The 19,762-nt window shown below is 59.8% G+C and carries 19 protein-coding genes; 8 read left to right on the top strand and 11 right to left on the bottom strand.

Features of this window, described 5'->3' with window-relative positions:
• Positions 1–30 precede the first annotated feature (30 nt).
• From MUN79_RS32385 to MUN79_RS16050, 4 genes are all read left to right on the top strand, one after another.
• Positions 31–1,482 carry an AAA family ATPase gene (locus tag MUN79_RS32385; RefSeq protein ID WP_511177044.1) on the top strand — a complete coding sequence of 484 codons (1,452 nt, stop codon included), beginning with the start codon at positions 31–33 and terminating at the stop codon, positions 1,480–1,482.
• The gene (locus MUN79_RS16040; protein WP_244673682.1) at positions 1,482–2,306 is read left to right on the top strand and encodes an HNH endonuclease family protein; all 825 of its coding nucleotides are present in this window, start codon (positions 1,482–1,484) and stop codon (positions 2,304–2,306) included. The genes MUN79_RS32385 and MUN79_RS16040 overlap by 1 nt, the downstream gene beginning before the upstream one ends.
• Before the next feature lie 76 nt (positions 2,307–2,382).
• Entirely contained in the window at positions 2,383–3,819 is a 1,437-nt protein-coding gene (locus tag MUN79_RS16045) for an MFS transporter (RefSeq protein WP_244673683.1), read from the top strand.
• A 134-nt stretch (positions 3,820–3,953) separates the two neighbouring features.
• Positions 3,954–4,496 carry a DinB family protein gene (locus MUN79_RS16050; RefSeq protein ID WP_244673684.1) on the top strand — a complete coding sequence of 181 codons (543 nt, stop codon included), beginning with the start codon at positions 3,954–3,956 and terminating at the stop codon, positions 4,494–4,496.
• A 94-nt stretch (positions 4,497–4,590) separates the two neighbouring features.
• Here the strand turns inward: MUN79_RS16050 and MUN79_RS16055 are convergent, their stop codons facing one another.
• The 4 genes from MUN79_RS16055 to MUN79_RS16070 all read right to left on the bottom strand — a co-directional run bounded on the left by MUN79_RS16055 (position 4,591) and on the right by MUN79_RS16070 (position 7,849).
• On the bottom strand, positions 4,591–4,809 hold the full coding sequence (locus tag MUN79_RS16055) for a hypothetical protein (RefSeq protein ID WP_244673685.1): 219 nt from the start codon (positions 4,807–4,809) through the stop codon (positions 4,591–4,593).
• A gap of 2 nt (positions 4,810–4,811) precedes the next feature.
• Positions 4,812–6,464, bottom strand: coding sequence for an amidohydrolase (locus MUN79_RS16060; RefSeq protein WP_244673686.1), 1,653 nt, complete (start codon positions 6,462–6,464; stop codon positions 4,812–4,814).
• Between the two features lie 41 nt (positions 6,465–6,505).
• Entirely contained in the window at positions 6,506–6,937 is a 432-nt protein-coding gene (locus tag MUN79_RS16065) for a hypothetical protein (RefSeq protein ID WP_244673687.1), read from the bottom strand.
• Positions 6,938–7,075: 138 nt separating this feature from the next.
• On the bottom strand, positions 7,076–7,849 hold the full coding sequence (locus MUN79_RS16070; RefSeq protein WP_100335335.1) for an AMP nucleosidase: 774 nt from the start codon (positions 7,847–7,849) through the stop codon (positions 7,076–7,078).
• Between the two features lie 186 nt (positions 7,850–8,035).
• Between MUN79_RS16070 and MUN79_RS16075 the strand changes: the two genes are divergently transcribed.
• Together MUN79_RS16075 and MUN79_RS16080 are read left to right on the top strand one after the other, a co-directional pair.
• Positions 8,036–8,521: a type I restriction enzyme HsdR N-terminal domain-containing protein gene (locus tag MUN79_RS16075; protein WP_244673688.1), complete on the top strand. Its 486-nt coding sequence runs from the start codon at positions 8,036–8,038 to the stop codon at positions 8,519–8,521.
• The gene (locus tag MUN79_RS16080; RefSeq protein WP_244673689.1) at positions 8,518–9,120 is read left to right on the top strand and encodes a hypothetical protein; all 603 of its coding nucleotides are present in this window, start codon (positions 8,518–8,520) and stop codon (positions 9,118–9,120) included. Before MUN79_RS16075 ends, MUN79_RS16080 begins: the two co-directional genes overlap by 4 nt.
• Here the strand turns inward: MUN79_RS16080 and MUN79_RS16085 are convergent, their stop codons facing one another.
• The 4 genes from MUN79_RS16085 to MUN79_RS16100 form a co-directional block, all read right to left on the bottom strand.
• Positions 9,121–11,025, bottom strand: a complete 1,905-nt coding sequence (locus MUN79_RS16085; protein ID WP_244673690.1) for an LTA synthase family protein — start codon at positions 11,023–11,025, stop codon at positions 9,121–9,123.
• 16 nt (positions 11,026–11,041) lie between these two features.
• Complete coding sequence (locus tag MUN79_RS16090) at positions 11,042–11,644, bottom strand: SMI1/KNR4 family protein (protein WP_244673691.1); 603 nt, start codon at positions 11,642–11,644, stop codon at positions 11,042–11,044.
• A 67-nt stretch (positions 11,645–11,711) separates the two neighbouring features.
• Positions 11,712–12,839: an alanine dehydrogenase gene (gene ald / locus MUN79_RS16095; protein WP_244673692.1), complete on the bottom strand. Its 1,128-nt coding sequence runs from the start codon at positions 12,837–12,839 to the stop codon at positions 11,712–11,714.
• Between the two features lie 309 nt (positions 12,840–13,148).
• Complete coding sequence (locus tag MUN79_RS16100; RefSeq protein ID WP_244673693.1) at positions 13,149–13,931, bottom strand: DUF1573 domain-containing protein; 783 nt, start codon at positions 13,929–13,931, stop codon at positions 13,149–13,151.
• A gap of 217 nt (positions 13,932–14,148) precedes the next feature.
• Here MUN79_RS16100 and MUN79_RS16105 point away from each other — a divergent pair, with 217 nt between their 5' ends.
• A complete protein-coding gene (locus MUN79_RS16105) occupies positions 14,149–16,563 on the top strand; it encodes an alpha-ketoacid dehydrogenase subunit alpha/beta (RefSeq protein WP_244673694.1) in 2,415 nt (804 codons plus the stop codon).
• A gap of 75 nt (positions 16,564–16,638) precedes the next feature.
• Here MUN79_RS16105 and MUN79_RS16110 read toward each other — a convergent pair whose 3' ends face one another.
• Both MUN79_RS16110 and MUN79_RS16115 read right to left on the bottom strand, forming a co-directional pair.
• The gene (locus MUN79_RS16110) at positions 16,639–17,040 is read right to left on the bottom strand and encodes a hypothetical protein (RefSeq protein ID WP_244673695.1); all 402 of its coding nucleotides are present in this window, start codon (positions 17,038–17,040) and stop codon (positions 16,639–16,641) included.
• A complete protein-coding gene (locus MUN79_RS16115) occupies positions 16,992–17,213 on the bottom strand; it encodes a hypothetical protein (protein ID WP_244673696.1) in 222 nt (73 codons plus the stop codon). Before MUN79_RS16115 ends, MUN79_RS16110 begins: the two co-directional genes overlap by 49 nt.
• 115 nt (positions 17,214–17,328) lie before the next feature.
• Between MUN79_RS16115 and MUN79_RS16120 the strand changes: the two genes are divergently transcribed.
• Complete coding sequence (locus MUN79_RS16120) at positions 17,329–18,336, top strand: acyl-CoA synthetase family protein (RefSeq protein ID WP_244673697.1); 1,008 nt, start codon at positions 17,329–17,331, stop codon at positions 18,334–18,336.
• Between the two features lie 188 nt (positions 18,337–18,524).
• On the opposite strand, the gene MUN79_RS16125 is transcribed toward MUN79_RS16120, so the two are convergent.
• A complete protein-coding gene (locus MUN79_RS16125) occupies positions 18,525–19,682 on the bottom strand; it encodes a sigma-54-dependent transcriptional regulator (protein WP_244673698.1) in 1,158 nt (385 codons plus the stop codon).
• Positions 19,683–19,762 lie beyond the last annotated feature (80 nt).

Below are 19,762 nucleotides of genomic sequence, written 5' to 3' on the forward strand. Positions count from 1 at the left end.
CCCGCGCCCGGCATCCTTACCTTTCGTGCTATGTCCAAGCAACCCGCCACCCCGCCGCCCGCCTACTTCCTCTCCCTCAGCCTGGAAAACGTACGCAGCTTCGGAGAGAAGCAGACGATATATTTCACCAAAGGCGGGGAGAAATACCAAGAAACATCTGAAGATCAAATAGGCGATGGGGAGCCGGCACAATGGACTATTATACTTGGAGATAATGCAGTTGGTAAAACAACATTACTCAAAGCTTTAGCGGCATTGATACCGAGTAAAGAAGCATTAAAGAAAGGGCCTCTCAAAACTGACAATAACTTCTATTTCCTACCTGCATATTCTAGTAGTTGGGGGCATAATTGGACTGTCTCTCGTTTTAGCGGTAATAGTAATTATAGAGCAGAAACAAGTTATCTTATGTATGTGGCATGCAAGGGTAAATTTCTTTCTGATTTTTCAGGAAAGCCTTATGATTCCAAGACTAGCCATTTTATGGCTAACATACATACCTCGTACGGGAGAGATACACCGGATTATAATACATTCTCATTAGTCGATAAGAGTGATTTGGGCTTAATATGTTATGGGTATGGCGCTGGCCGTACAGTAGGAAATTCAACAATAGGAGAAGTTCCTGATGAATTAGATACCTGTGCCAGCCTTTTCGATGACCGTGCCGACCTGCTCAATCCCGAAGAGTGGTTTCTAAACATCGATTACGGCAGTAAGCTAGCCGGTGATAATGCCGAGCAGTTGAACAGAGCCCGGTCTTTAGTTGAAGAGATGCTAAAGACGGTCTTGCCGGGCGTCACAGAGTTGCGCATAGCTTCGACTGGCACGCCTCAGAAGCCCCAGATCAGTTTGCAATTCCTCTTGTTCGATACTTGGGTGCGGCTGCGTGACATGAGCCTGGGATACCAAACCCTGGTCGTGTGGCTTACCGACTTCGCCAGCAAGCTCTTCATCCGCTACCCCGATAGCCCGAATCCTCTGGAAGAGCCGGCCATCGTGCTCATTGATGAAATCGACCTGCACCTGCACCCAAGTTGGCAGCGCAAGCTCATTGGCTTCCTCAGCGGCATCTTCAAGAACACCCAGTTTATTGCCACCGCCCACAGCCCCTTAGTAGTGCAGGCCGCCGGCGACGCCAATGCCAACGTGGTACTGCTCAAGCGCGAAGGCGACCAGACAATCGTATACCAGAACCCCGAGGACGTGCGCGGCTGGCGTATCGACCAAATTCTGACTAGCAGCTTCTTCAATCTGGAAACGGCCCGCTCCCTCGAAACCGAGAAGAAGCTGGAGCGCCAGGCGAAGCTGCTCAACAAGGCCAAGCTGACGGCCAAAGAGCGGCAGGAACTCGACGCACTAACGCTCGAATTGGAAGGCCAACCTATGGGTAGCACCGGGGCCGAAAAAGAAGAGGCCGAGCTACTCCGCCAGATAGCCGAGCGCCTCGGCACAAACCTTCCTAAGCCGGCCGCCGAGTAATGATTCGGGTAAAGAAAACTCGCCGGGTACCCGCCGCGCTACAAACCGCCGACGTAACGGCAGCCCTCCATGCGCTGGAAGCCGGTTACGACGCGGCCCCCGCTGCCTGCCGGGCACCGCGCAACCAGTTGCTGCATGTGCCGGCCACGCTCTACAATATACCTGCCATCAAGGCCCGGCTCATTGCTGACCAGAAAGAGAAGTGCTGCTATTGCGAAGGTAAGCTGCTGCACATCGGCTACGGGGACGTAGAGCACTACCGGCCGAAGAACGGCTTTAAGCAAAGCCCAACCACCAAGCTCGAAAAGCCGGGATACTACTGGCTGGCCTATCAGTGGACCAATCTGCTCTTTACCTGTAAGCGCTGTAACGGCGGCCACAAGCGCAACTATTTCCCGTTGGCGAATCATCCGGCCGGCCGGGCTTATTGCCACCACGACGACCTAGGGCAGGAGCAACCCTTGCTACTCCATCCAGTACTTGATAATCCGGCAGACCACATCAGGTTCCGGCGAGCCGTGGCCGTTGGCAAAACCGCACGGGGCCGGGCCACTATTACTATCTGCGGTCTGAACCGCAAGCATACGCTAGAGCGCCGCCGAACCCACTTGGCGCACATGGAAAGTCACGATTTGATGGCCGATAAAGACATTACCACCATGTCAGCTACGGACTTAGCCCGGGAGATAGCCAAGTGCGGAACTGCGCAGGCATTGGTACGCCGTATCCTACAAGCAAGAGCCATTCGAGACCAAGCCGCCCTCGACTCAGCCGAGTATGCCGGCATGGTGCGGGCCAACTTCCCCTTGTTACCGCAGCGTTAAAGAAGCAAGCTCGGCAACGGCAACCCGGAATTCCCGTTATCTTGCCCAGCACCACACTGCCAACCTTTCAGCCCTCATGACCACCGCCTCTACCGCTCCGGCCGCCGCGCCCGATGCTTCTTTTTCGGATATTCCCAAGGACGACAAGCGCATCACCCGCGGCTGGACCTTCTACGACTGGGCCAACTCGGTGTACCCGCTGGTGATTACCAGCTCCATCTTTCCCATTTACTGGGGCGCGATGGTTAAGCAGGTGACCGGTACCGACAGCGGCAAAAGCCCCGTCGACTTCCTGGGTTTCCAGGTGCCGGGCTCGTCACTGCTGACCTACGCCATATCGGCCGCCTTCCTGCTTATTGCCCTCATTAGCCCGTTTCTGACGTCCTTGGCCGACTTCTCAGGCCGCAAGAAGCTGTTTATGCAGATCTTCTGCTACCTGGGCGCGGCTTCCTGCACGGCCTTGTTCTTCTTCACCCCCGACACGTTTACGGCCAGCACCTTCGTCTTCATCTCAGCCACCATTGGCTTCTCGGGCTCCATCGTGTTCTACAACTCCTACCTGCCCCTGATTGCCTCCGAGGAGAAGTACGATTCGCTCTCGGCCCGCGGCTTTTCCATGGGTTACATCGGCTCGGTATTGCTGCTTGTTATCTGCCTGGGTTTGATTATGGGCCACGACAAGCTGGGGCTGGAAGAAGGCTTTGCCACCCGCCTGGCCTTCCTGCTGACCGGTATCTGGTGGGCTGGGTTCGCCCAGATTCCCTTCTTCACCCTGCCCGCCGACCCGGGGCGCCCCGCCGGCGCCGCCGATGATTCGGGCTGGCTGCTCAACGGCTTTCGGGAGCTGGGCAAGGTGTGGGACCAACTCAAGCACTTACCCAACCTGAAGCGCTTCCTGCTGGCTTATTTCACTTATAACATGGGCGTGCAGACGGTGATGTACGTGGCCACCATCTTCGGCGACGAAGAACTCAAGCTCGAAAGCTCGGCCCTGATTCTGACTATTCTCTTGCTGCAATTAGTGGGTATTCTGGGTGCTTACCTCTTCGCCAAACTCTCGGAGCGAATCGGCAACACCCGGGCCCTGAGCTGGTCGGTGTTTATCTGGATGCTGATCTGCGTGGCCGGTTACTACGTGCAGGCCGGCTGGAGCTTCTACGCCCTGGCCTCGGTTATCGGCCTCACCATGGGTGCCATCCAGAGCCTCTCGCGCAGTACTTATTCTAAGATTATCCCCGAAAACACCCCCAACACAGCCGCCTTCTTCAGCTTCTTCGACGTGACCGAGAAGCTCAGCATCGTTATCGGCACGGCCGTCTTCGGCATCATTGCCCAGATTACGGGCTCCATGCGCAACAGCATTCTGTCCCTCATCGTGTTCTTCGTGCTGGGCCTCGTGTTTCTGCTGACCCTGCGCGGCCGCAAGCTCCGCGACGAGCCGGCCGGCTCGGCCGCTGCCGTGGGTCCGCCCCCGGCTACGCCTAACGTAGACATGCCCGCCTCGGTGAAGTAGCCGGACGTGATTTTAAGTACTAAGCCCCGCCAGTTGGTGGGGCTTTTTCGTGAGTAGGGCAGCCCGGCAAAAGCCATTTGCCCGGATTCCGCTTACTTCGTGCCGGTTTAAAGGCTCACCTATCCCACACTTTTATGTCGTCGACTACCTCCACCCAACCGTCCCTACAAACTGCTCTGAGCGAAGAGCTCAAGCGTGAACTGATGCTTACCCGCCGGCTCCTGGAGCGGGTGCCCACCGAGCAGTTTGGCTGGCAGCCCCACCCCAAGTCGATGAAACTGGGTACGCTGGCGTCGCACATGGCTACTCTGGTCGGCTTTCTGCAAATGTCGCTGCAAGGCCCGGAAACCGACCTGGCTACCATCACGCCGTTGCCCTCGCCCGCAGATACCGACGAAATGCTGCGCCGCTTCGACCTCAATGCCGAAAACCTGCACAAGGCCCTGGGCGACGTGGACGACGCCACTTTCCACGAAATATGGACCATGCGCCGGGGCGAGCAGGTCTTTATGCAGCTGCCCCGCGCTGCCGTAGCTCGCACCCTGGTCCTGAACCACCTGATTCACCACCGCGGTCAACTCAGCGTGTACCTGCGCCTGCTCGACATCCCCGTGCCCGCCATCTACGGCGGCTCCGCCGACGAAGGCCCAGTAGTAGCTCCCAACGTGAAAAGCTAAGGCACGAATGTGGTTGAATGCGCGGAGAGCCCGCCATTTTAGCAAAAAGCCCTTTCTCGTTGCGACGGGAAAGGGCTTTTCGTATGGTGTAAGTTCAGGCTAAATAGCCAGTAGCACCTAGCCGCTGGGCCTGCCAAAGCAGCTCGGTAGCCGCCGTAATGGAAGACACTTCGACTCGTAAAGACGCCCCGGCGTAGAGCTGGTCGGCGGCTTCCTTGGCTTCCTTTAGCCCGTAGCCTGCCGTCATCAGGAGCCTGGTAAAGGCCACGAACTGAAAACCATCCTCCCAGCCGGTGAAGTGAACCGGCACCACGGCTACTTGCGCTTGTAGACTTGCTCGCCTCCAATCCAGGTTTGCTGCACCTGGGCGCCGCGCAGCTCGGCGGCGGGAGCCTGGAGCAGGTCCTTGTTCAGCACCACGAAGTCGGCGGCCATGCCGGGCTTGATGCTGCCTTTCTGCCGGTCCTCGAAGGCGGCGTGGGCGGCCCAGGTGGTCATGCCGCGCAGGGCGTCGGGTCGACTCAGGGCGTTTTCCATCTGGAAGCCGCCGCTGGGGTAGTTCTTGGCATCCTGCCGGGCCACGGCCGAGTGAAAGCCAAACAGCGGGTTAATATCCTCCACCGGAAAGTCGGAGCCAATGGCCACCTGTCCGTACTGCTTGCGCAACTCCTCGTAGGCGTAGGCCGTTTTCAGGCGTTCCTGGCCTAGCCGTTCGCCCGCCCAGTACATATCCGAGGTAGCGTGCGTGGGCTGCACCGAGGGCACAATGCCGAACTGCCCGAACTTGGGCATGTCGGCCGGGGTAATAACCTGGGCGTGCTCAATGCGCCAGCGCCGGTCTTTCTGGCCTTTCAAGGCTTCCCCGTAAATGTTGAGAATAATCCGGTTGGCCGAATCGCCGATGGCGTGGGTGTTCATCTGGAACTTGCTGGCGGCAATGTCCTTAGCCAGCTGCCGATATTCTTTCTCGGTAGAGAGCAGAAAGCCGGTTTCCTTGGGCTTGTCGTGGTAGGGCTCCACGAGGCAGGCCCCGCGGGAACCCAGGGCCCCGTCGGCATACACCTTAAAGGAAGTTACCGTGAGCCGGTCCTGGAATACGGGGCCGTTCTTGAAGTAGAACTCCTTGTTGGCCGCCGTGGGGTTGAGCATGGCGTAGAGGCGCAGCTTAAGCTTGTTCTGCTTTTGCAGGGCTTCCATCTGGTCGATGTTGGCCTTGTCGAGGCCCGCGTCGGCGAGGCTGGTCAGGCCCACGGCCAGGCACAGCTGCTGGGCTTGCAGCAGCAGGGCATTGGCTTCGGCAGGCGTAGGTTCGGGTATCTTCACCGACACCAAATCCACGGCGTTGTCTACCAGCAGACCCGTCAGCTTACCTTGCGCGTCCCGCGTAATAGTACCGCCGCTGATGGGCGTGCTTGTCGTTACCCCGGCCAGGTCTAGGGCTTTCTGATTGACCAGCGCGGCGTGCCCATCCACCCGAATAATGAATACCGGCACGTCAGGAAAGCGCTTATCCAGCTCTGCTTTGGTGGGAAACTGCTTGTCGGCCCAGTCGTTCTGGTCCCAGCCGCGGCCCGTGAGCCAGGCGGCCTGTGGGTACTGCTGCCGGTGCTGCTGCAGCTTCTGTAGCACGGCGTCCCAGGAGGTCGTCCCCACCAAGTCGGCGTCGCGCAACCCCAGGGCGTAGCGGTAGAAGTGGCAGTGAGCGTCGTAGAAGCCCGGGTATACGAACTGGCCCTGGGCATCTACTTCCTGCTTGGCCTGGTATTGCTGGCGCAGCGCATCGGCCGTGCCGACGGCCACAAACTTTCCATCCAGCACGGCGAAGGCCTGGGCCTGCGAGAAAGTAGAATCTACGGTATAGACCGTGGCATTGTAGACCAGCAGGTCGGCGGGCTGCCGGGAAGAAGAGGAGCAGGCCGCAACGGCCAGCAGGGGCAGCAGGGAAAGGGAGCGAAGAAGTGAGGTCATGCGGCGAAGGTACGCACTAGGCGTCTCTTCCCGCGGCCGGTTTAACGGGGCACGGTTTCCATGAGCTGGCACTGCTGCAGCCACTCCAGGGCCGGCTCAGTCTCCGTAAACCGCTCGTTGCGGTAGGGCCGGTTGTCATAGTAGGTTGCGTCAGGAACGCGGCCATCCGACAGGTCGCCGGCCAGGTGGTGGGGCAGCATCAGAAAGGCCAGGTAGGTAGTGCGCTTCAGGCGCGGGTGCACCAGGGGCAAAAACTCATTCAGGGTCCAGAGAATGTCGGCCGAGTCGATGCCGGCGCGGCGGCGCACATCCAGCAGCCAGAACCGGCACTGCTGCTCTTCGGCCGCATCCAGCAGAGCGTGGTAACCGCGGTGCAGCTCGAAGGGCATCACCCCGCGCAGCCACTTTGCCACGAGCACCTGCCGGTCCGAGTCGTAGGTTATTTCCAGATAAGGGGTAGAAAATAAGTTCATAATCGGGATGAGTTTGTGTGGGGGGCAGGGGTAAGGAGCGGATTTGAAGCCGCAGATTACAAAAAATCCCCGGCACCGCGCCTACGGTACCAGGGATTTCTATGGCCTTAGGCCAAGATAGAAAATAGAGTATTTCTACTACTCAAAGCGCATGTGCTTTACCGATTCGCCCGAATTCTGCAGCTCAATCAGCGAGTCAATGCCGATTTGCAGGTGGGAGGTTACGTAGTCGGAGGTTACCTTTTTGTCACTTTCCGAAGTTTTCACGCCCTCAGGCGTCATTGGGTTGTCGCTCACCAGCAGCAGGGCGCCGTGGGGAATTTCGTTGACAAAGCCCACGGTGAAGATGGTGGCCGTTTCCATGTCCACGGCCATGGCCCGGATCTGGCGCAGGTAGTCCTTGAAATTCTCGTCGTGCTCCCACACGCGGCGGTTGGTGGTGTACACCGTACCGGTCCAGTAGTCCTTCTCGTGCTTCTTGATCATGCTGCTCACGGCCCGCTGCAGGCGGAAGGAGGGTAGGGCCGGAATCTCGGCCGGCAGGTAGTCATCCGAAGTACCTTCCCCGCGAATAGCGGCGATGGGCAGGATGAGGTCACCGAGCTTGGTCTTGTTTTTCAAACCGCCGCATTTGCCCAGAAACAGCGCCGCCTTGGGCTTGATGGCACCCAGCAAATCCATCACCGTAGCGGCCATGGGGGAGCCCATGCCGAAGTTGATGATGGTAATGTTGTTGGCCGTAGCCGTTTGCATGGGTTTGTCGATACCCCGGATTTCGACGCCGAACTGCTCGGCGAACATGGTGACGTAGTTAATGAAGTTGGTCAGCAGGATGTACTGGCCAAACTCGTTCAGGGGCACGCCAGTGTAGCGGGGCAGCCAGTTCTCGACAATGTCGGCTTTGGTTTTCATACGGTGAAATAGTAAAGTGGGAGAGAGGGTGAGTTGTCGTTTGGAATGCGTGGATGGAATAGGAAACTCACAATTTCGCTATTTCACCACCTCACCTTCCGGGTACAAAAAAACCGTCGAACAACTGTACGACGGTACCCGGATGAAAAGCTGTAGCAGAGGCTCCGGGCCGTACCTTTGTAGGTGATGCAAGAACTGAATCTGCCGCCTTTCGAGTACAAAGTTACCCAATCCGGCGAAAATTTGCTAATCTGGGATATGCTGCGCCGCAAACAAGTGGTGCTGACGCCCGAAGAATGGGTGCGCCAGCACGTGGTGCACTATCTGATTGACCACCTGGGGTATCCCAAAAGCCTGCTTAGCCTGGAGCGGGGCCACGCCTACAATAAGCGCCAGAAACGCACCGACCTCTGCGCCTTCGACGCCAGCGGCAAGCCCCTGCTGCTGGTGGAGTGCAAGGCCTCTTCGGTGCCCTTAACTAGCGCGGTAGCCATGCAGATTGGTACTTACAACCAGACCATCGGCGCCCCGCTGCTGCTCGTGACCAATGGCGTGCAGCACTTCTGCTGGCGGGTGCACTCCCTGAACCGTACCAACCAGGCCCTGTCGTTTATCCCGACCTATGCCGAGGCCCTGGAACTGCTGGCCCTAGCTCACCCCGACGCCCCATGAGACTGGGCACGAGCCAACTCCGTACCGGGCTGGGTATAGCCTTGTTGCTGAGCCTATCAGTTAGCTGCCGCTCGCGCCCGGAGGCGATTTACCTGACCTCATTTGGCAAGCTGCCCGCCGGTCAGGTAAGCATGGTGCGGGAAGCGGTGCAGCAGTTTTACGGCCGCCGGGTGCACCTGCTGCCGACCCAGCACCATACGGCCGCCACCATCTGTCCGGTGCGCCACCGCCACCGGGCCGCCGCGGTGCTGGAGCAGCTCCTGCCCCTGCTACCCGACAGCACTAACGGCAAAATCCTGGCCCTGACGACCAAAGACGTGGAAATAGAAGACGGCAAACGCCGGCCGCACTGGGGCGTAATGGGCTTGGCCAATTACGCCGGGGGCCAGGCCTGCATCGTATCCTCTTTTCGGCTCGGGGGCCGGATCGACCGGCTGCGCAAAGTTAGTTTGCACGAAGTGGGACACTTGCTGAGCTTGCCCCACTGCCAGTCGGGTACGGCTACTTGTTTTATGCAGGACGCCCGCGGCCGGGCTGCCACCATTGACCGCACGCGGGAGCAGCTCTGTCCCGAATGTCAGGCGCGGCTGGCCTGGTAATCAGGGCTTATACAGGGAGTTGTCGAGCAGGCCGTTGGTGAAGAGCTGCAGGCAGGCTTTGAGCTCATCGCCGTACTGCTTGAGCTTCTGCGGGTCCGGGTTCCTGATGGGTTCGGCGGGCATGCTGTGAGTCTGGTAGGGGTAGAGCCGCACTTGGTTGGTCGCCGTCAGCTCGGTCACGTAGTCGCGGTGCACCAGAAAGTGAGAATTGTCGCGCAGGAAAATGGCCCGGCCGCTGGTGCGGTTGTCAAACACCGAGTAGCCGAACGGCAGCAGCTGCTGGTCGGCCGCAATGCCCAGATAGTCAATGACGGTGGGCGTCACGTCGGCCTGCTGGGTGATGCGGTGCACGTCGGCGGCGGGCAGGGGGCCTCCCGGGCGGTAGAGCAGCAGCGGCGTTTTGAACGAGCCCAGCACGTTCTGGTACTCCGGGCGCAGGGTTTGGGAGGTGTGGTCGGCCAGCAGGATAAAGAGCGTGCGGTTAAACCAGGGCTGCTTGCTGGCTTCCTTGAAAAACTGACGCAGGGCAAAATCGGTGTAGCCGATAGAGGCGTGAATCGGCAGCTCGCCGGGCGCGAATTTGCCCTTGTACTTGGCCGGCACCGGGAAGGGCTCGTGGGAAGTCAGGGTAAACACCGTGGACAGAAACGGCTCCTTTTGCTTTCCCAGCTCCCGGGCAAAGTATTGCAGGTAGGGCTCATCGAAGATGCCCCAGTGCCCGTCGTAGTCGGAACTTTTAGCGCCGCCGGGGTACTCGTTCAGCCCGTAGTAGCGCTGCATGCCGGCAATGCCGCTGAAGGTGTTGAAGCCCATCGTGCCGTTTTCGGCCCCGTGAAACACGGAGGTCGAGTAGCCGTGGCGGCCCAACAGTTCGCCCAGACCGTGCAGCTCGTCGGTCTGGAAGTTGGAGGTGATAAACGGACTGTCCATCAAACCTGGCAAGCCCGCCAGTACGGCCGGCAACGACTCGATGGAGCGGCGGCCGTTGGCGTAATGGTCCCGGAAAAACAGGCCCTGGGTGGCCAGCGAGTCGAAAAACGGGGTATAGCCCTTACCGCCGTTTTCGATGCCGTTGTACTCCGAGGCAAAGCTTTCGATAAGCAGAATCACCACATTGTCGCGTGGGGCACCGGGGCGGGGCAGGGGCTTGTGCACAGCCAGGGCCTGCTGCAAAGCGGCCGGCGTAGCAAAGTACTTGCGCCGCTCCACGGGCTCATAGCCGAAGCTTTTCTGGAAAGTAAAGGTGCTGTTCAGCGTGACATGGCCCAGAATCGGGGGCGTGGTCTGCATGAAGGCGTGGCCGGTGCGCAAGGGCTTGAGCTGCAGGCCGCCCCGGATGCCTAGTACGGTAAAGGCCGCCAGCGCTACTACCTCCAGCGCCACGCGGCCAAAGCGGCGAATGGTGCGCGGCTCCCGGGCGTAATACTCGGCATCCCGGGCTGTGGGCAGGGGGTAGAAGTACCAGAGCAGCCCAAATAGCACGCAAAAGGGAATCAGCAGAAACCAGTAGTGGCCCACCAGCTGCCCCGCTTGCCGCTGAATGTCGCCGGTAATGGTAAACAACTCGTTGCTGGTGCGTCGGCCAATAAACTTAAAGTAAATCGTGTCAATCAGATTTACGGCCAGCCCCAACGCGTTCAGCACCAGGTACACGCCGCGCAGCGCCCGTTGCCAGCTCCGGCCAAAGCCAGGAACCAACGACAGCAGCAGAAAGGGAATGTTCAGCAGCAGAATGGCCGAAATATCAAACCGGAAGCCGTGCCAGAACGCCCACAAAACCTGCTCGGTACCGGCCTCCTGAAAAGCCGCCCGGTTGGCCCAATAGAAACCCAGGCGTAAAAACACGTAGGCGCCCATGAGCAGCAGCAGACGGCGCAGCATCAAACGCAACAGCGGGGAAATCATGCGGGCAGTCAACGGGTTAGTCCTGGCTCGGCTTGAGGTGAATGCGCTGCCCGCTGGGCAGGTCTTTAATCTGGCGGTAAAAATCGGCCAGCCAGGCCAGCCGTTCGCCCACGGGCTGGGGCTTCAGGCGCGACTTATTCTCAGCCGAAGCAATGCACACGGGTGGGTACAGGCTCAGCAATTGGCCCGGCTCCAGCTTGCCGCCCCGCTGCTGGAATCCCCGCAAGGGCTCCATGCCCAGGGCATCGAGCGGAAATTTCTCAATGCCGAACAGGAAGTGCTTGAAGTCGACTTCCAGATCGGCAATTTCTCCGGTTTCGGTGTCCAGAAACAGCACCGCGTCGCCGCGCAAGAGAAACTGGTTGCCGACGCAGTCCTGGGCGAAGGGAATATCGGTTTCCTGCACCGTGTCGTAGGTGCGCCAGAAAGCCGTTTCACTTTGCCAGGCCGTGTGCAGCGCGTGCCAGGCCGGCTCCTGCACACAGCCCCGGATGTGGAGCCCGCCGAAGTAAGCCACCACGCCGTTCTGCTCGCGCAGAAAAGCCTGCAGGTAAGAGGGGAGGCGGGCAAAGCTCACGAGGTCGGTCAGCTCGCCGCCGGTATACAAAATTCCTTTCATGGAGTACTTTACAAAAAAGCCTTCCCGACGAGTTCGTCAGGAAGGCTTTTTTCAATTACAAATGAGCTTAGGCAGTGGCACCTTCCAGCACGGTATCCACGCTTACCAGCGGCAGATTCCAGGCTTCGGCTACACCGGGGTACACTACTTCACCGTGTACCACGTTCAGGCCCAGGCGCAGCGAGGCGTCGCGGCGGCAAGCTTCCTGCCAGCCCAGGTTGGCCAGCTTCACGGCGTAGGGCAGCGTAGCGTTGGTCAGAGCCAGGGTCGAGGTGTAGGGCACCGCGCCGGGCATGTTGGCCACGCAGTAGTGCACGATGTCGTCGATGATGAAGGTCGGGTTTTCGTGGGTTGTAGGCACGCAGGTCTCGATGCAGCCACCCTGGTCCACGGCCACGTCCACGAGCACCGTGCCGGGGCGCATGGTCTTGAGCATTTCGCGAGTAATCAGGTGGGGAGCCTTGGCACCGGGAATCAGCACGGCACCTACCACGAGGTCAGCCGTTTTGATGGCTTCGCGGATGTTATACTCGTTCGAGTACTGCGTTACCACGTTCTTGGGCATGAAATCGTCGAGCTCCCGCAGACGGTTCAGGCTGATGTCCATGATGGTCACCTGGGCACCGAGGCCGGCGGCTACTTTAGCAGCCTGCGTTCCTACGATACCACCACCGAGCACCAGCACGTGAGCAGGCTTTACGCCGGGTACGCCGCCGAGCAGAATGCCGCGGCCTTTCAGGGGCTTCTCCAGATACTTGGCACCTTCCTGGGGCGCCATGCGGCCGGCTACTTCGCTCATCGGGATGAGCAAGGGCAGGGCGCGCGAGGGCAGCTCTACGGTTTCGTAGGCCAGGCACACGGCTTTGCGCTCAATCATGGCGTGGGTCAGCTCCTCGCCCGAGGCAAAGTGGAAGTAGGTGAACAGCAGCTGGCCTTCCTTAATCAGGTTGTACTCCTCTTTGATCGGCTCTTTTACCTTCACAATCATCTCGGCCTTCTCGTAGACGGCCGCAATGGTGGGCAGGATGGTGGCGCCAGCCAGCTCGTACTCAGCGTCCTGAAAACCGCTGCCTTCGCCGGCCGTAGCCTGCACATACACGTCGTGGCCGTGCTTGCGGAATTCGGCAACGCCAGCTGGGGTGAGGCCGACACGGTTTTCGTTGTTTTTGATTTCTTTCGGTACGCCGATGATCATGGCAGGAGCTAAAGAGTGGGTGGTGGGAGAAATACTGTCTGAAAACGGCCGCAAAGATACAAAAGAAGCCGGCTTCGTGGGTGTAAAATGCGGCTATTGACAAGGAAGGTTCCTTTCGGTTGCATTAAGCCTAACGAGGGAGTTATTACCTGCTTGTCATTCTGCACGGCGCGAAAGAGCTTCTTGCTTTAAGTGAGCGGGTTGCCTCAGTGCGAAAAAGCCCTTTGTCACCGGAGCAGCAAAGGGCTTTTTAAACTACAGTTCCTAGAGCAGGAGGGTCTTTAACTCAGCTCAGGAGCACAGTGCGGGTTACTTGAACGGAACGGCCACGCCGCTTTCCTTCACCATGCTGGCCGCGTTCAGGTCGCGCACCACGTTGGCTTTGAGCGTGAGCTTGGTGTCGCCGTGCAGGTCGTTCGAGCCGATGGTTACCACGTCGCTCATGCTGCCCACGGTGCGCTGGGCGTAAATCAGCTCCACCGAGGCACTTTGGCCGGGCTTAATGGGAGCCGGCGTGGCCTTGTAGCCCACGCAGTTGCACGACGAAGTCAGGGTGCCGAGCTGCAAATCCTGCTTGCCGGTGTTCTTCACCGTAAACTTGGCCACCGGCTGTTGCCCGGCTTCAATCTTGCCGAAGTCGTGGGCGGCGCGGTCCAGCACCAGGCGGGGCGACTGGGCCAGCTGGGCCGGCGTCAGGGTGGCCTTCACCTGGTCTTTGTTCAGCACGTTGCCCTTGATGCTGAGCACCGTGCTGGGCGTGGCGGCATTGCTGGTCACGGTCACGGTTTTGTTGAAGATACCGGGCCGGCCGGCGCTGCTGTACATAGCCTTGATAATGCCGCTCTTGCCGGGCAGTACCGGCGTCTTGGTCCAGTCGGGGGTGGTGCAGCCGCAGCTGGCCTGCACGTTGGCAATGATAATGGGCTGGTTGCCGGTATTCTTGAACTTGAACTCGTGGGTGGCCATGGTGCCCTCGGCCACGTTACCGAAGTCGTGGGCTTCTTTCTCGAACGTCATCACGCCCTGGGCGCGGGCCCCGAAGCTAGCAACACCCAGCACCAGGGCCAGAAATAAGGAGGCGAAGTTTTTCATAAAGCGGAAGGGTAAGATATAGTCCAGGTCAAAACGCGCCGCCACCGGGACGGCTATAACCCAAAGATAGACAAAAACGCGCCTGATTCGTAGGCCTGCCAGAAAGCCGCTTCGTGAAAGCTCACGCCCAAATCCGTACTTTTGTGCGCCCGCTCCGGCTGGCATCCGTTCCCACCCCGATTTTTTGCCCTCAAATTCCCGCCTACTTCCTTTCGATATGCCCACTGCTGAACCACTCGTAGCGGCCGCTGCCGCCCTAAGCAAAGAAGAATTGCTCCGCGACTACCGGCTGGGCTGGGAAAGCCGGCAGGCCTCCCTGGCCGGTAGGAAGGAGGTATTCATGGGCAAAGCCAAATTCGGCATCTTCGGCGACGGCAAAGAGCTGCCCCAGCTGGCCATGGCCCGCGCCTTTCAGCCCGGCGACTTCCGCTCCGGCTACTACCGTGACCAGACTTTTATGCTGGCCGCCGGCGAGCTGAGCCTGCAGGAGTACTTTGCCCAGCTCTACGCCACCCCCGACGTGGAGGCCGAGCCCGCCACCGCCGGCCGCGCCATGAACGGTCACTTCGCCACCCGCCTGCTCGACGAAGACGGTAACTTCAAAAACCTGGCGGAGCTCAAAAACTCCTCGGCCGATATTTCGCCCACTGCCGGCCAGATGCCCCGCCTCGTGGGTTTGGCTTACGCCTCCAAGCTGTACCGCCAAAACCCCGAGCTGCACGATTTGACGCAGTTTTCGGTCAACGGCAACGAGGTAGCCTTCGGCACCATCGGCAACGCCAGCACCTCGGAAGGCATGTTCTTCGAGGCCATCAACGCCGCCGGTGTGCTCCAGATTCCGATGCTGATTTCAGTGTGGGACGACCACTACGGCATTTCGGTGCCCGCCGAGTACCAGACCACTAAGCAGAGCATCAGCGAGATTCTGGCCGGCTTCCAGCGCAACGCGCCCGGGGAGCAAGGCTTCGAAATTTTCGTGGTCAAAGGCTGGGACTATCCGGCCCTGGTCGATACCTACCTGCGGGCCGCCGAGGTGTGCCGCCGCGAGCATGTGCCCGTGCTGATTCACGTGACGGAAGTAACCCAGCCCCAGGGCCACTCCACTTCCGGCTCGCACGAGCGCTACAAGAGCAAGGAGCGCCTCTCCTGGGAGGAAGAGCATGACTGCCTGCGCAAAATGCGCGAGTGGATGCTCAGCGAAGGCCATGCCACGGCCGAAGAGCTCGACCAGATTGAGTCGGAGGCCAAAGACGTGGTCAAAAAGGCCCGCGTGGCCGCCTGGGATTCCTTTTTCAACCCCATCAAGCAGGAACGCGACGAAGCCGTAGCGTTGCTCGAGAAGCTGGTGGCCGAAACCGGGGAGGAAAACCGCCTTCACGAGATGGTGGAGCAGCTGCGCCATAACCCGACGCCTATTCGCGCCGACATCGTGCGCACCATCAAGCGGGCTTTGCGCCTGGTGCGCGACACTCGCAGCGGTGCCCGCCGCAGCCTGCAGAACCACCTGGAGCAGGCCCTGGCTGAAAACGCCGACCGCTACAACTCCTACCTCTACAGCCAGAGCGAGCAGGCGGCCTTGAACATTGAAGTCGTGCCCGCCAAGTTTGCCCACGACGCGCCCCAGGTAGACGCCCGGGAAGTGCTGCAGGCTTGCTTCGAGGCCAACTTCCGCCGCGACCCGACCATTTTCGCCATCGGGGAGGACGTGGGTAAAATCGGGGACGTGAATCAGGCTTTTGCCGGCTTGCAGGACAAGTTCGGGGAGCTGCGCGTGACTGACACCGGCATCAGGGAGTGCACCATCGTGGGGCAGGGCATTGGCGCGGCTTTACGCGGCCTGCGGCCCATTACCGAAATTCAGTACCTGGATTATCTGCTATACGCCATTCAGATTCTGAGCGACGACGTGGCCTGCCTGCAGTACCGCACCAAGGGCGGGCAGAAAGCCCCACTGATTGTGCGCACCCGCGGCCACCGGCTCGAGGGCGTGTGGCACTCCGGTTCTCCCATCGGCATGATTCTGAGCAGTATTCGGGGTATGCACGTGCTGGTACCGCGCGACATGACCCAGGCAGCAGGTTTCTATAACACCCTGCTGCGCTCCGACGAGCCGGCACTAGTCATTGAGTGCCTGAACGGCTACCGCCTCAAGGAGCGGATTCCCCAGAACGTGGGCGAGTTCACGGTGCCCTTGGGCGTGCCCGAAGTATTGCAGCAAGGCACTGACATTACCATCGTGACCTACGGCTCGATGTGCCGCATTGTGCAGGACGCAGCCAAGCAGCTGGCTGAGGTGGGTATTTCGGTGGAAATCATCGACGTGCAAACACTGCTGCCCTTCGACATCGACCACGTCATTGCCGACAGCCTGCAGAAAACGAACCGGGTACTGTTTGCCGACGAAGACGTGCCCGGCGGCGGTACGGCCTACATGATGCAGCACGTGCTGGACGAGCAGCAAGCCTACCGCTTCCTCGACTCCCAGCCCCGCTGCCTGGCGGCCCAGGCTCACCGCCCGCCCTACGGCTCCGACGGCGACTATTTCTCCAAGCCCAACGCCGAGGATGTATTCGACGCCGTGTATGAGCTTATGCACGAGGCCGAGCCCCAGCGTTTCCCGGCCATCTACTAGTATCTACAAACCGAAAGGCCGGCCGGATGCTGAGCGTCCGGCCGGCCTTTCGGTTTGTACGAAGGTCGTCCTTGATTAACGGGGCTGAACCACGTAGCTGGAAGTGGTAATCCGGTTGCTCTCGTTCAGGGCGCGGTCCATGATGCTCACGTCGAAGCGGACTTCGTCGCCGGGGCGGAAAGGGCTGCCCAAATAAAATGGCAGGGTGAGGGTAAGGCTGCCCTTGAGGGGGCCGGGCTTAGCTTCAGCACTGAACAGCTTGGGGAAACGGCTGTTGTAGCCCTGCGGACTACTTGGCACCACGGGTACGAATTCACCACCGGTAGTGCTGTTGCGCTTGTAGGCCGTGATGAAGTAGTTGTCGGTGGTGCGGTTGTAATTGCCGTTGGCATCGGCGGGGTTGTAGGGAGCGTCCTTTTCCTCCGGGCTCAGGCCCAGGTCACCGTCGCCATCGGTAAAGTCAATGGTGATGCGCACCGTGTCGACGGGAGTTTGTCCGCCCCGAAATTGAAACGTTCGGCGCGTACTTCCTTGAAGTCGATGTGGGGCGTGGTCGGATAGTCCGGGGCCTCCAGGCAGGAAGTCAGTAAGCCGGCGGTGCCCGCCACTGCGGCGGCAGCGCCAATTTTCAGCGTACGAAACATGGTCATAGAAAGCAGCAATAGAGGTAGAAACGCGGGGCCGCACCCAGGGCTGGAAGGTACAACTTCTCAACGAAGTGCCGCCGGGTTTGTTATACTAATTCGCTAACCACGCCGCCCCCTAATGAGTTTCCGCGACGAATTTCTCCTGAGCCTACCTTCCATCACGGCCGCCACTTTTGAAGCGGCTGCCCTCCGCCTGTTTCGCTACCAGGCACGGCATTGCCCGCCCTACCAGCAGTGGCTGCAGTACCTGGGCCGGCCACCAGAGGGAGTGCAACAGCTAACTGATATTCCTTTCCTGCCCATTGAGTTCTTCAAAACCCACGAGGTGCGCACCGAGCCGGCCCACTGGGAGCCCCAGGAAGTATTCCTGAGCAGCGGCACTACCCTGCAGCAGCGCAGCCGCCACCTCGTGCGCGACCCGCAGCTGTACCGCCGCAACGCGGCCCGCATCTTTGAGCAGGCCTACGGGAGCCCGCTCAGCAGCTGGACGTTTCTGGCCCTGCTGCCGTCTTACTTGGAGCAAGGCCAGTCGTCGTTGGTGACCATGGTGGATTATTTCGCCCAGGAATCCGGCCAGACGCAGCCCGCTTTTTTCCTGCACGACCACGCTGCGCTGCTACAGGCGCTGGCAGAGGCCAAACAAGACCCCACGCGCCGCGTCATGCTTATCGGCGTTTCGTACGCCCTGCTGGATTTGGTGGCCGAGTACGGGGCCGCGCCCGAACTGCAGGGCCTGACGGTGCTCGAAACCGGGGGCATGAAGGGCCGGCGGCGGGAGATGATTCGGGAGGAGCTGCACGCCGAACTGCAGCAGGCCTTCGGGCCAGCCGGTATTCACTCCGAATACGGCATGACCGAGCTGCTGTCCCAGGCCTACAGCCTCGGCGACGGCCGTTTCCATTGCCCCGCGCCGTTGCGCGTGCTACTGCGCGACCCTGCCGACCCGTTCTCGGTATCCACTACCCGGCCCGACGGGGCCATCAACGTCATCGACTTGGCCAACATCGATTCCTGCGCCTTTATCGAAACCAAGGACCTGGCCCGCCAACACCCCGACGGCTCGTTCGAAGTGCTGGGCCGCATGGATAATTCCGATGTGCGCGGCTGTAATCAAATGGCTGGGTAGATTTTTTGGCTATCATCCTGAGCGCATCGAAGTGGAGCGAAGGACCTTCCTCACCTAAGTGACAAGCCTTGGTAAATGTGAAAAGCCCTTTCCCGTGCGAAACGGGAAAGGGCTTTCTGGTTAAAGGACGTTGGTCACTTCGCAGAGGACGGATTGCCACGGCCTTCGGCCTCGCAATGACAAACTTCTTACTTCCCGGCAAAGGCCCGGGCGTCGGCTTCGGTGATGGTGTCGTCGCTCATGATGATGAGGCGCTCCACCACGTTGCGCAGCTCGCGGATGTTGCCGCGCCAGTCGAGGCCCTTGAGGTAGTCGAGGGCGGCCTGATCGATTTTCTTGGGCTTGTCGCCGTAGTCGCGGGCAATGTCTTGCAGGAAGCGCTGCACCAGGTCGGTAATATCGTCGCGCCGGTCGTTGAGGGCCGGCACCTTGATCAGAATAACCGAGAGGCGGTGGTAAAGGTCTTCCCGGAAGTTGCGGTCGGCAATTTCCTGCTGCAGGTCCTTGTTGGTAGCCGCAATAACGCGCACGTTCACCGAAATTTCCTTTTCGCCGCCCACGCGGGTAATCTTGTTTTCCTGCAGGGCGCGCAGCACCTTGGCCTGGGCCGAGAGGCTCATGTCGCCGATTTCGTCCAGGAAAAGCGTGCCCCCGTCGGCCTGCTCAAACTTGCCGATGCGCTGCTTCACAGCCGACGTGAACGAGCCTTTCTCGTGGCCAAATAGTTCGGACTCAATCAGCTCGGAGGGAATGGCGGCGCAGTTGACCTCAATCAGGGGACCGTTGGCGCGGTTGCTGAGCTCGTGCAGATTGCGGGCTACCATTTCCTTACCCGCCCCGTTGGGCCCCGTAATCAGCACGCGGGCGTCGGTGGGGGCTACTTTGGCAATCTGCTTGCGCACGGCTTCGAGCTCGGCCGAGGAGCCAATCATCTCGGAGCTCTTGGCAATCTTCTTCTTGAGCGTCTTAGTTTCGGTGACCAGCTTGGTGCGGTCCAGGGCGTTGCGCACGGTCACGAGCAGGCGGTTCAGATCCGGTGGCTTCTGGATGAAGTCGAACGCGCCCTTTTTGGTGGCATCTACGGCCGTATCGATGTTGCCGTGGGCCGAGACCATGATAAAAGCGGCATCCGGAGAGGCAATCTGGGCCCGCTCCAGCACCTCGATGCCGTCCATCTTGGGCATCTTGATGTCGCAGAGCACCACGTCGTACTTGTTTTTAATCAGCATATCGAGGCCGGAAGGGCCGTCCTCGGCCTGGTCGACGGTGTAGCTCTCGTACTCCAGAATCTCCTTGAGAGTATTCCGGATGGCTTTTTCGTCGTCAATAATCAGGATTCTGGGCATACGGTTGGGGGAGGTGTAGGGGAGCGAATGTAACGAAAAGAGTGAGCCGTGCAGTGCATGCCTACGCGAAAAACGGTGTG

This window comes from Hymenobacter cellulosilyticus (assembly GCF_022919215.1).
Classification (GTDB): Bacteria; Bacteroidota; Bacteroidia; order Cytophagales; family Hymenobacteraceae; genus Hymenobacter; species Hymenobacter cellulosilyticus.